An 11115-nucleotide genomic window follows, 5' to 3' on the forward strand; every position below is an offset into this window, starting at 1 on the left:
CTAACTCCTACAGGAACGGCTTCACATCGCCTACGCCTTCGCGGATCACTTCCGGCGCGTCATCGGTCAGATCGACCACCGTGGTGGGCTGCTGGCCGAGATAGCCGCCATGAATGATAAGCTCCACGTGTTTTTCCAGGCGATCTTTGATCTCTTCGGGATCGGACTCGGTGAATTCGCTGCCGGGGAGCATCAGCGAGGTAGAGAGCATCGGCTCGCCGAGGGTTTCGAGCAGCGCCAGCGCGATAGGGTTAGACGGCACGCGCAGGCCAATGGTTTTGCGTTTTTCCTGCAGCAGGCGGCGCGGAACCTCTTTCGTTCCTTTAAGGATGAAAGTGTAGTTGCCCGGCGTATTGTTCTTGATCAGGCGGAATGCCACGTTGTCCACAAAGGCGTAAGTCGACAGCTCGGAGAGATCCCGGCACATCAGGGTAAAGTTGTGCCCATCCGGCAGCTGGCGAATGCGGGAGATACGCTCCATCGCCCCTTTATCTTCGATTTTACAGCCCAGCGCGTAGCCGGAGTCGGTGGGATAGACGATCACCCCGCCCTTACGCACAATCTCCACGGCCTGGTTAATCAGGCGCGGCTGGGGATTATCCGGATGAATATAAAAAAACTGACTCATACTTCCCTCTCATTATGTTGAGGCTGTTCCCACAGCTGCCATACCGCTTCTACGCCTGCGGGCAGCCACAGTTTGCGACCCAGCTCGATCCACGGGCAGGGCTGGTGAAAATCCGAGCCCTGCGACGCCATCAGACCAAACTGTTGTGCATACGCAGCAAGCTGGGTGCGCTCGTTAGGGGCCTGCTGGCATTGGGCGACTTCCATCGCATCACCGCCCTGTTCGGCAAAGTGTGCCAGCAGTCTTTTCAGCCATTTAGCGCTCAGATCGTAGCGTCCGGGATGGGCCACTACCGCCTTGCCGCCAGAATGATGAATCACATCAATAGCTTGTTTTATTGTACACCACTGGGGCGGAACGTATCCGGTTTTACCACGCGCAAGGTACTTTTTAAACACGCCTGCTACGTCGCTGGCCTTGCCGCTCTCGATGAGGAAACGGGCAAAGTGGCCACGGGTCACCGCCCCGCCATTAGCCAGACGCAGCGCCCCTTCCCACGCGCCGGGAATATGCGCTTTCTCAAGGCGCTCGCCAATCTGCATGGCGCGTGCCTGACGACGGGCCTTCTGCTCTTCAAGCAGCGTCACCATCGCCGGATGCGCAATGTCGATATTGAGGCCGACAATATGGATTTCGTGGTTCTCCCAAAGGGTAGAGATCTCCACGCCGTTAATCAGCGTCAGGTTCAGGCCTGCGCGCAGGATCTCCGCCTGGGCGGCGGGTATAGCCGAGGTCGTATCATGATCGGTGATAGCCAGCGTGCCCACGCGCATCTCGACTGCGCGATGAACGAGTTCTTCCGGGGTGAGCAAACCGTCTGAGGCCTGAGTGTGAGAGTGAAGGTCGTAAATAATGGCGTAATTCGTGTCGCTCAAAGCGGCTCCAGTAGGGTATATCTCATTTAGGACTCTATCATAACGTTTACGCAGCGAATTCTGAAATGAGGGGTTGACTTTATTCTCTTGAACCAGTTAACTAGTACGCAAGTTCACACAACGAGGTATCTGAAAATGTTCAAACACTTTACGCTTATCCGCTGGTGGCACTCCTCCTGAAAACGGGCGGTGAGCGAGCGTTTGCCTCAAGCAGACAGATACCCCGGCCCGCCAACTGAGCGGGCTTTTTTTTGAACAGAATAACGATCGGATGAGAATGACTATGCCAATGCCAAAACCTGCACTACAGCTTCTCACAGACCACGCCGCGTACCGGGAGAACCCGACCGCCCTGTTTCATCAGCTATGCGCGGATCGTCCGGCAACGCTGCTGCTGGAATCTGCCGATATCGACAGCAAGGACGATCTCAAGAGCCTGCTGCTGGTCGACAGCGCGCTGCGCATTACCGCTTTAGGTGACACTGTCACTATTCAGGCATTGACGGCCAACGGCGCGTCGCTCCTGCCGCTGCTGGATGCCGCCCTGCCCGCTGGCGTAGAGAACATCGCCCGCCCGGATGGCCGCGTTCTGCACTTTCCAGCGGTGAGCAACCTGCTGGACGAAGACGCCCGGCTCTGCTCGCTGTCAGTTTTTGATGCCTTTCGCCTGCTTCAGGAGCTGGTCACCGTCCCGGCTGAAGAGCGCGAGGCGATGTTCTTTGGCGGCCTCTTCGCCTATGACCTGGTAGCCGGTTTTGAGGATCTGCCTGCACTGGCGCAGGAGAATGGCTGCCCGGACTTCTGCTTCTACCTGGCCGAAACGCTGCTGGTTATCGATCACCAGCAGCAGCAGACCCGCATTCAGGCAAGCCTTTTCACCCCTTCCGACGCTGAACAGCAACGCCTGACCCAGCGCATCGCCGAGCTGCGTCAGCAGCTCAGCCTGCCTCCCGCCCCGCTGCCGGTAGAGACGGTGGCGTCTATGCGCTGTGAATGCAACCAGAGCGACGAGGAGTTCGGCGCAGTGGTACGCGAGATGCAAAAAGCCATCCGCGCCGGAGAGATCTTCCAGGTCGTGCCGTCCCGCCGCTTCTCGCTGCCCTGCCCGTCGCCGCTGGCGGCCTACGACGTGCTGAAGAAGAGCAACCCCAGCCCCTACATGTTCTTTATGCAGGATAACGACTTTACCCTGTTCGGCGCGTCGCCTGAGAGCTCGCTGAAGTATGATGCACAGTCGCGCCAGATTGAGATCTACCCAATTGCTGGAACGCGTCCGCGCGGTCGCCGGGCCGACGGCTCGCTGGATCGCGATCTCGACAGCCGTATTGAGCTGGAGATGCGTACCGATCATAAAGAGCTCTCCGAGCACCTGATGCTGGTTGACCTCGCCCGCAACGATCTGGCCCGCATCTGCACGCCCGGCAGCCGCTACGTTGCCGACCTGACCAAGGTCGATCGCTACTCGTTTGTGATGCATCTGGTCTCCCGCGTGGTAGGCGAGCTGCGCAACGATCTTGATGTGCTCCATGCCTATCGGGCGTGCATGAATATGGGCACCCTGAGCGGTGCGCCAAAGGTCCGCGCCATGCAGCTTATCGCTCAGGCAGAAGGCACCCGTCGCGGCAGCTACGGCGGCGCGGTGGGCTACTTCACTGCCCACGGCGACCTCGATACCTGCATCGTGATCCGCTCCGCCTACGTTGAAAACGGTGTCGCCACCGTCCAGGCGGGCGCGGGCGTGGTGCTGGACTCTGTTCCGCAGTCTGAAGCCGATGAAACCCGCAACAAAGCCCGCGCGGTCCTGCGCGCCATTGCCACCGCACACCACGCTCAGGAGACGTTCTGATGGCTGACATTCTGCTGCTCGATAATATCGACTCGTTTACCTATAACCTTGCCGATCAGCTGCGCGCCAGCGGCCACAACGTGGTGATCTACCGTAACCATGTCCCAGCCCAGACGCTGATTGACCGCCTGGCAACCATGGAGAACCCGGTACTGATGCTCTCGCCGGGCCCCGGCGCGCCCTCTGAGGCGGGCTGTATGCCCGAGCTGTTAACCCGCATGCGCGGCAAGCTGCCGATCATTGGTATCTGCCTCGGCCATCAGGCAATTGTTGAAGCCTACGGCGGCTACGTCGGCCAGGCCGGAGAGATCCTGCACGGTAAAGCGTCAAATATTGAACACGACGGCCAGGCGATGTTCGCTGGGCTGAGCAACCCGCTGCCGGTGGCGCGCTATCATTCGCTGGTGGGCAGCAACGTGCCTGCCGGACTGACCATCAATGCGCATTTCAACGGTATGGTGATGGCGGTGCGTCACGATGCCGATCGCGTCTGCGGCTTCCAGTTCCACCCGGAGTCCATTCTGACCACCCAGGGCGCTCGCCTGCTGGAGCAGACCCTGGCCTGGGCGCAGCAGAAGCTGGAGCAGAGCAACACCCTGCAACCGATCCTGGAGAAACTCTATCAGGCCCAGACCCTGAGCCAGCAGGAGAGCCACCAGCTCTTCTCGGCGGTGGTGCGCGGCGAGCTGAAGCCAGAGCAGCTAGCGGCGGCGCTGGTAAGCATGAAGATCCGCGGCGAGCATCCGAACGAGATTGCCGGGGCAGCCACCGCGCTGCTGGAGAACGCAGCGCCCTTCCCGCGCCCGGACTATGCCTTTGCCGATATCGTTGGCACCGGCGGCGACGGCAGCAACAGCATCAATATCTCCACCGCCAGCGCCTTCGTCGCCGCAGCCTGCGGCCTGAAGGTGGCGAAGCACGGCAACCGCAGCGTTTCAAGCCGCTCCGGCTCATCCGATCTGCTGGCGGCGTTTGGCATCAATCTCGATATGAACGCGGATAAATCCCGTACCGCGCTGGACGAGCTGGGGGTCTGCTTCCTCTTTGCACCGAAGTACCACACCGGGTTCCGCCACGCGATGCCCGTACGCCAGCAGCTCAAGACCCGCACTCTGTTCAACGTGCTGGGGCCGCTGATTAACCCGGCCCACCCGCCGCTGGCGCTGATTGGGGTCTACAGCCCAGAGCTGGTGCTGCCGATTGCTGAGACGCTGCGCGTGCTGGGCTATCAACGGGCAGCGGTGGTGCACAGCGGCGGCATGGACGAAGTCTCTCTGCACGCCCCGACGCTGGTTGCCGAGCTGAACAACGGCAATATCAGCAGCTACCAGCTGGAGGCCACTGACTTTGGCCTGACGCCCTATCGCCAGGAGGCGCTGGCAGGCGGCACCCCGGAAGAAAATCGTGACATTCTGACGCGCTTACTACAAGGTAAAGGTGAAGCCGCCCACGAGGCCGCCGTCGCGGCAAACGTGGCGATGCTGATGCGTCTGCATGGGGAAGAGAATTTGCAGGCCAACGCGCAAAAGGTTCTGGACGTACTACGCAGCGGTGCTGCCTATGACAAAGTCACCGCACTTGCGGCAAGAGGATAAGTAATGGAAACCGTTTTAGCGAAAATCGTCGCGGATAAGGCGATTTGGGTCGCCGCCCGAAAACAGCAGCAGCCGCTGGCCAGTTTTCAGAGCGAGATCGTGCCCGCCACGCGCAGCTTTTACGATGCTTTGCAGGGTGCGCGCACGGCGTTTATTCTCGAATGTAAAAAGGCCTCGCCGTCAAAAGGGGTGATCCGCGATGACTTCGATCCGGTGCGGATCGCGGGCATCTACAAACACCATGCGTCGGCTATCTCCGTGCTGACGGATGAGAAATATTTTCAGGGCAGCTTCGATTTTCTACCGCTGGTGAGCGCCGCCGCGCCGCAGCCGATCCTGTGTAAGGATTTTATTATCGAGGCCTACCAGATCTACCTGGCGCGCTACTACCAGGCGGACGCCTGCCTGCTGATGCTCTCGGTGCTCGATGACGACCAATATCGCCAGCTCGCCGCCGTGGCCCACAGCTTGAAGATGGGCGTGCTGACCGAAGTGAGTAATGAAGAGGAGCTGGAGCGCGCTATCGCCCTCGGGGCTAAGGTGGTGGGTATCAACAACCGCGACCTGCGCGATCTCTCTATCGATCTCAACCGCACCCGCCAGCTGGCTCCCCGTCTCGGCGCGGGCGTCACGGTGATCAGCGAGTCGGGGATTAATACCTATGCCCAGGTGCGCGATCTGAGCCGTTTCGCCAACGGCTTTTTAATCGGATCGGCGCTGATGGAGCAGGACGATCTCGCCGCCGCCATCAAGCGCGTGCTGCTGGGCGAGAATAAAGTGTGTGGGCTGACGCGTCCCGAGGATGCGCAGGCCGCGTTTGAAGCCGGGGCCCTCTTTGGCGGGCTGATCTTCGTCCCTGAGTCCCCGCGCTGCGTGAGTGATGCCCAGGCCGATACGGTCATTGCCGCAGCGCCCCTGCGCTACGTGGGCGTCTTCCGTAACGCAACCGTCGGGGCGGTGGTAGAGAAGGCAGAGCGGTTCCAGCTTGCTGCCGTCCAGCTGCACGGTGCGGAGGATCAGGCCTATATTGATACGCTGCGCGCCGCGCTGCCAGCTCACGTCGCCATCTGGAAAGCGCTGAGCGTCAGCGATACGCTCCCGGCCCGCAATCTCAACCACGTTGACCGCTATCTGTTTGATAACGGCCAGGGCGGCACCGGCCAGCGTTTTGACTGGTCCCTGCTGGCCGGAGAGACGCTGGACAACGTGATGCTGGCCGGTGGCCTCGGCGCAGATAACTGCGTCACGGCGGCGCAGGCGGGCTGTGCCGGACTCGATTTTAATTCAGGTGTGGAATCTGAACCGGGTATTAAAGATGCCAGCAAGCTGGCCTCGGTTTTCCGTACCCTGCGTGCCTATTAAGGAATCTGTAATGACAACTTTGCTCAATCCCTACTTCGGTGAATTCGGCGGCATGTACGTTCCGCAAATTTTAATGCCCGCCCTGCGCCAGCTGGAAGAGGCCTTTGTCAGCGCCCAGAAAGATCCGGCGTTTCAAGCTCAGTTCACCGATCTGCTGAAAAACTATGCCGGGCGTCCGACCGCGCTTACCAAATGCCAGAACCTGACTGCCGGAACAAACACCACGCTCTATCTCAAGCGCGAAGATCTGCTTCACGGCGGCGCGCACAAAACTAACCAGGTGCTGGGCCAGGCGCTGCTTGCCAAGCGCATGGGCAAAACCGAGATCATTGCCGAGACCGGTGCGGGCCAGCACGGCGTCGCCTCCGCTCTCGCCAGCGCCCTGCTCGGCCTGAAATGCCGCATCTATATGGGTGCTAAGGACGTGGAGCGTCAGTCGCCGAACGTGTTCCGCATGCGCCTGATGGGTGCAGAGGTGATCCCGGTCTATAGCGGCTCGGCTACCCTGAAAGATGCCTGCAACGAAGCGCTGCGTGACTGGTCCGGCAGCTACGATACGGCCCACTATATGCTCGGCACGGCGGCAGGCCCGCATCCGTTCCCGACTATTGTGCGTGAGTTCCAGCGCATGATAGGTGAAGAGACCAAAGCGCAGATCCTCGAAAAAGAGGGTCGCCTGCCGGATGCGGTGATCGCCTGCGTCGGCGGCGGCTCTAATGCCATCGGCATGTTTGCTGACTTTATTGAAGAGAGCAGCGTGGGACTGATCGGCGTCGAGCCGGCGGGTCACGGGATTGAGACCGGTGAACACGGCGCGCCGCTGAAGCATGGCCGGGTGGGCATCTACTTCGGCATGAAGTCGCCGATGATGCAGACCGCTGACGGTCAGATTGAGGAATCCTACTCCATCTCCGCCGGGCTCGATTTCCCGTCCGTGGGGCCGCAGCATGCGCATCTAAACAGCATCGGTCGTGCGGACTACGTCTCGATTACCGATGATGAAGCGCTGGCGGCGTTCAAACTGCTGTGCCGCAGCGAAGGGATCATTCCGGCGCTGGAGTCCTCACATGCGCTGGCCCATGCATTGAAGATGATGCGCGAAAATCCAGAAAAAGAGCAGCTGCTGGTGGTTAACCTCTCTGGCCGCGGCGACAAAGACATCTTTACGGTTCACGATATTTTAAAAGCACGAGGGGAGATGTGATGGAACGTTATGAGCAGCTGTTTACGCGCCTGCAGGAACGCAAGGAGGGAGCGTTTGTTCCCTTTGTTACCCTGGGCGATCCCTCTCCCGAACAGTCGCTAAAGATTATCGATGCGCTGATTGAGGGCGGTGCCGACGCGCTGGAGTTAGGGATCCCCTTCTCCGATCCGCTGGCCGACGGCCCCACTATCCAGAATGCCACCCTGCGCGCCTTTGCTGCGGGCACCACCCCCGCCCAGTGCTTTGAGATGCTGGCCGCGGTACGCCAGAAGCACCCGACAATCCCTATCGGCCTGCTGATGTACGCCAACCTGGTATTCAGTCAGGGTATTGATGAGTTTTACGCTAAATGTGAAAAAGCAGGCGTTGATTCAGTGCTGGTGGCGGACGTGCCGGTAGAGGAGTCAGCCCCGTTCCGTCAGGCAGCGATGCGCCATAACGTTGCGCCAATCTTTATTTGCCCGCCAAACGCCGATGACGATCTGCTGCGCCAGATTGCCTCCTACGGACGCGGCTACACCTACCTGCTCTCCCGCGCTGGGGTAACCGGCGCAGAGAACAGCGTGGCCCTGCCGCTACAGCATCTGGTTGAGAAGCTGGCTGAGTACCATGCTGCCCCGCCGCTGCAGGGCTTTGGTATCTCGACCCCGGAGCAGGTGAAAACCTCGCTGGAGGCAGGCGCAGCCGGGGCAATTTCCGGCTCCGCCATTGTGAAGATTATTGAGAATAACCTTGATAAGCCCGTTAAGATGCTGGACGAGCTGAAGGCGTTTGTACAGGGTCTAAAAGCGGCGACGCGAGTAAGCTGATTCATCAGGGTGAGAAACCGGCTTCTTCGGCCAGTTTCTCACCTGAATTCGTGGATCAGAAGCGGTAGCCCGCAGAGAACATAAACACCCACGGATCGAGACGCGTATCGACCGTGTTCTGCACCCCATTCGCCTTAAATTTCACGTCGGTATCGATATCCATGTACCACACCGAGGCGTTAATCAACCAGTCCCGGTTGATCAGGTAGTCTAGCCCCACCACGCCCGCCGCGCCCCAGGAGTCGCTCAGGCTCAGGTCAGAAAGGTTTGCCGCTTTACCGGTATCGTTAAATTTTTCATTAAAGAAGGTGGTGTAGTTCACGCCTGCGCCAATATAGGGACGGACTTTGCTGCTGCTGTCACCGAAATACCACTCGGCAACCAGGGTTGGCGGCAGGTGCTCAACGGTGGCAATGTTACCCGTCGGACCGGTGCCGACATGGTGACGGAACGGCGTGGCGGCCAGCAGCTCGATGCCGACGTTCTCCGTTGCCATATAGGTGAAAGTCAGGCCCAGCTGGGTGTTGTTACTGACGTTAAACCCGCCCAGACTGCCCAGCACGTTGTCGGATCCTTCGGTCGGTCTTACCGTCGCCGAACCCGCACGCACAAAAAACTCGCCCGCGTCATGGGCATAGGTCCCAGCTGAAAATGCGCTTAACGCCAACGCTACCACCGCTAATTTTTTCATTCTTTTCCGCTCCATTGATATGGTTATTGTTTATGGCGCGGTGAATATACCTACATTGAAGTACAAAGTGATCTAACGCAGATCACATTTAACCCTGTAAAGTAACATTCATTGATCTGGATTAATTTTCCTTAATCATCAGGGCGCTAACAGTATGGGTGTAGATCAGTTTTCCGGATAAGACTGTTTTACAAAGCTATGCTTTTCCATACACGGGAGAGTGCTGCCACTGCGACGCTAACCAGGTTACAATCGTCAGCAAATTAATACCGGTTTACTCAAGGAGAGTGCATGTCTATCACGGCGAAGTCCGTTTACCGTGACACGGGAAATTTTGTTCGCAATCAGTTCGTCACCATTTTACTGATCGCCTTATTGTGTGCGTTTATCACGGTAATGCTTGGCCACGTTTTTTCACCCAGCGATGAGCAGCTCGCCATCCTGCGTGAGGGTGACAACCTGTCCGGTAGCGCCGGGCTGTTTGAACTGGTGCAAAACATGACGCCGGAACAGCAGCAGGTGCTGCTGCGCGCCTCTGCCGCCTCAACCTTTTCCGGGCTGTTTGGCAACGCCATTCTGGCGGGGGGGATGCTGCTACTGCTTCAGCTGATTTCAGCGGGCCATCGCATAAGCGCGCTGCGGGCGATTGGGGCCAGCGCTCCGGTACTGCCAAAGCTGTTTATCCTGATTTTCCTGACCACCTTTATGGTGCAGATTGGCATCATGTTTATCGTGGTCCCGGGCGTTATCCTGGCGATCCTGCTGGCCTTTGCGCCCGTGATGATGGTGCAGGATAAAATGGGCGTCTTTCAGTCGATCCGTAACAGTATGCGTCTGGGCTGGGGCAATATGCGCCTGGTGGCTCCGGCGGTGATGGGCTGGCTGCTGGCAAAAACCCTGCTGCTGATGTTCGCTCCCAACTTTGCCGTCTTGACGCCAACGGTGGGGGCTATCGTGGCCAATACGCTGAGCAATTTGATCTCGGCGGCGCTGCTTGTTTATCTTTATCGTCTTTATATGCTGATCCGCCCTTAACATCCCGCAGCCTGCTTAACCGACAGGCTGCATCTATTACGGAATCGAAGAATGAAGCAGTTTCTTGATTTTTTGCCGCTGATTGTATTTTTTGCCTTTTATAAGCTCTATGACATCTACGCCGGAACGGCAGCGCTGATCGTGGCGACGGCGGTGGTGCTGATCTACAGCTGGGTGCGCTATCGCAAAGTTGAAAAAATGGCGCTGGTGACCTTTGTGCTGGTAGCGGTGTTTGGCGGACTGACGCTCTTTTTCCATAACGACGAGTTTATTAAATGGAAAGTGACCGTAATCTACGCCCTGTTTGCCGGTGCGCTGCTGTTTAGCCAGTGGGTGATGAAAAAGCCGCTGATCCAGAGCATGCTGGGTAAAGAGATCGCCCTGCCGGCAACGGTATGGTCAAAGCTCAACCTCGCCTGGGCGCTGTTTTTCATTATCTGCGGACTGGCCAATATCTATATCGCATTCTGGCTGCCGCAAAATATCTGGGTTAATTTCAAGGTGTTTGGCTTAACTGCTCTGACGCTGATCTTCACCCTGCTGAGCGGCCTCTATATTTATCGCCACCTGCCGCAGGAAGATAAGTCCTGATGACCAATACAAACGAAGCAGCACAGGGCGAGCTGGTATTACGCACGCTGGCAATGCCTGCCGATACCAACGCCAACGGCGATATTTTTGGTGGCTGGCTGATGTCGCAGATGGACATGGGCGGCGCGATCATGGCCAAAGAGATCGCCCATGGCCGCGTGGTCACCGTCCGGGTTGACGGCATGACCTTCCTGCGTCCGGTTGCGGTGGGTGACGTGGTGTGCTGCTATGCGCGCTGCGTTAAACGCGGTACGACCTCGGTAACCATCAACGTTGAAGTGTGGGTGAAGAAGGTCTCTTCAGAGCCCATCGGCCAGCGCTATAAAGCCACCGAGGCGCTGTTTATCTATGTGGCGGTAGACAGCGAAGGCAAGCCCCGCGCCCTTCCCCCGCAAGCATAAAAAAAGCCTCCGAATGGAGGCTTTCTTATTACGGCTAACCTGCGGAATTAGTCCACCGACGCCCCGCCGTTAAGACGG

The 11115-nt window shown here is 58.5% G+C and carries 11 protein-coding genes and 1 other annotated feature; of the genes, 8 read left to right on the forward strand and 3 right to left on the reverse strand.

The features are described from left to right. Window positions 1-7: 7 nt before the first annotated feature. Both EV102420_RS17335 and rnm read right to left on the reverse strand, forming a co-directional pair. The gene (locus tag EV102420_RS17335; protein WP_042394330.1) at window positions 8-628 is read right to left on the reverse strand and encodes an L-threonylcarbamoyladenylate synthase; all 621 of its coding nucleotides are present in this window, start codon (window positions 626-628) and stop codon (window positions 8-10) included. After that, window positions 625-1524, reverse strand: coding sequence for an RNase RNM (gene rnm / locus EV102420_RS17340; protein ID WP_441842989.1), 900 nt, complete (start codon window positions 1522-1524; stop codon window positions 625-627). Before rnm ends, EV102420_RS17335 begins: the two co-directional genes overlap by 4 nt. A 135-nt stretch (window positions 1525-1659) precedes the next feature. Continuing rightward, window positions 1660-1756, forward strand: a sequence feature (Trp leader region). A 30-nt stretch (window positions 1757-1786) separates the two neighbouring features. Between rnm and EV102420_RS17345 the strand changes: the two genes are divergently transcribed. Genes EV102420_RS17345 through trpA form a run of 5 tightly spaced genes read left to right on the forward strand, consistent with a single transcriptional unit; the run spans window position 1787 to window position 8319 of the window. Continuing rightward, entirely contained in the window at window positions 1787-3349 is a 1563-nt protein-coding gene (locus EV102420_RS17345) for an anthranilate synthase component 1 (RefSeq protein ID WP_042394336.1), read from the forward strand. Next, window positions 3349-4944, forward strand: coding sequence for a bifunctional anthranilate synthase glutamate amidotransferase component TrpG/anthranilate phosphoribosyltransferase TrpD (gene trpD / locus EV102420_RS17350; protein ID WP_042394339.1), 1596 nt, complete (start codon window positions 3349-3351; stop codon window positions 4942-4944). Before EV102420_RS17345 ends, trpD begins: the two co-directional genes overlap by 1 nt. A gap of 3 nt (window positions 4945-4947) precedes the next feature. Further along, window positions 4948-6306, forward strand: coding sequence for a bifunctional indole-3-glycerol-phosphate synthase TrpC/phosphoribosylanthranilate isomerase TrpF (gene trpCF / locus EV102420_RS17355; protein WP_042394342.1), 1359 nt, complete (start codon window positions 4948-4950; stop codon window positions 6304-6306). Window positions 6307-6316: 10 nt separating this feature from the next. Continuing rightward, a complete protein-coding gene (gene trpB, locus EV102420_RS17360) occupies window positions 6317-7510 on the forward strand; it encodes a tryptophan synthase subunit beta (protein ID WP_042394344.1) in 1194 nt (397 codons plus the stop codon). Then, entirely contained in the window at window positions 7510-8319 is an 810-nt protein-coding gene (gene trpA, locus EV102420_RS17365) for a tryptophan synthase subunit alpha (protein WP_042394346.1), read from the forward strand. Before trpB ends, trpA begins: the two co-directional genes overlap by 1 nt. A 55-nt stretch (window positions 8320-8374) precedes the next feature. Here trpA and ompW read toward each other — a convergent pair whose 3' ends face one another. Beyond that, window positions 8375-9010, reverse strand: coding sequence for an outer membrane protein OmpW (gene ompW, locus EV102420_RS17370; RefSeq protein ID WP_042394349.1), 636 nt, complete (start codon window positions 9008-9010; stop codon window positions 8375-8377). A gap of 291 nt (window positions 9011-9301) precedes the next feature. On the opposite strand from ompW, the gene EV102420_RS17375 reads away from it, so the two are divergent. The 3 genes from EV102420_RS17375 to yciA are packed head-to-tail and all read left to right on the forward strand — an operon-like array spanning window position 9302 to window position 11037. Continuing rightward, window positions 9302-10045 (forward strand): YciC family protein, encoded by a 744-nt coding sequence (locus tag EV102420_RS17375; protein WP_042394353.1) that lies wholly within the window; start codon window positions 9302-9304, stop codon window positions 10043-10045. A 51-nt stretch (window positions 10046-10096) separates the two neighbouring features. Continuing rightward, window positions 10097-10636: a septation protein A gene (locus EV102420_RS17380; RefSeq protein WP_042394355.1), complete on the forward strand. Its 540-nt coding sequence runs from the start codon at window positions 10097-10099 to the stop codon at window positions 10634-10636. Beyond that, window positions 10636-11037 carry an acyl-CoA thioester hydrolase YciA gene (gene yciA / locus EV102420_RS17385; RefSeq protein WP_042394358.1) on the forward strand — a complete coding sequence of 134 codons (402 nt, stop codon included), beginning with the start codon at window positions 10636-10638 and terminating at the stop codon, window positions 11035-11037. Before EV102420_RS17380 ends, yciA begins: the two co-directional genes overlap by 1 nt. Window positions 11038-11115 lie beyond the last annotated feature (78 nt).

This window comes from Pseudescherichia vulneris NBRC 102420 (genome assembly GCF_000759795.1).
GTDB classification, from domain to species: Bacteria; Pseudomonadota; Gammaproteobacteria; order Enterobacterales; family Enterobacteriaceae; genus Pseudescherichia; species Pseudescherichia vulneris.

Excerpts from the sequence above, each read along its gene's own strand:
- trpB (WP_042394344.1), top strand. The coding sequence starts at position 6,317 with ATGACAACTTTGCTCAATCCCTACTTCGGTGAATTCGGCGGCATGTAC.
- EV102420_RS17380 (WP_042394355.1), top strand. The coding sequence starts at position 10,097 with ATGAAGCAGTTTCTTGATTTTTTGCCGCTGATTGTATTTTTTGCCTTT.
- trpD (WP_042394339.1), top strand. The coding sequence starts at position 3,349 with ATGGCTGACATTCTGCTGCTCGATAATATCGACTCGTTTACCTATAAC.
- EV102420_RS17335 (WP_042394330.1), bottom strand. The coding sequence starts at position 628 with ATGAGTCAGTTTTTTTATATTCATCCGGATAATCCCCAGCCGCGCCTG.
- EV102420_RS17375 (WP_042394353.1), top strand. The coding sequence starts at position 9,302 with ATGTCTATCACGGCGAAGTCCGTTTACCGTGACACGGGAAATTTTGTT.
- trpCF (WP_042394342.1), top strand. The coding sequence starts at position 4,948 with ATGGAAACCGTTTTAGCGAAAATCGTCGCGGATAAGGCGATTTGGGTC.
- trpA (WP_042394346.1), top strand. The coding sequence starts at position 7,510 with ATGGAACGTTATGAGCAGCTGTTTACGCGCCTGCAGGAACGCAAGGAG.
- ompW (WP_042394349.1), bottom strand. The coding sequence starts at position 9,010 with ATGAAAAAATTAGCGGTGGTAGCGTTGGCGTTAAGCGCATTTTCAGCT.
- yciA (WP_042394358.1), top strand. The coding sequence starts at position 10,636 with ATGACCAATACAAACGAAGCAGCACAGGGCGAGCTGGTATTACGCACG.
- EV102420_RS17345 (WP_042394336.1), top strand. The coding sequence starts at position 1,787 with ATGCCAATGCCAAAACCTGCACTACAGCTTCTCACAGACCACGCCGCG.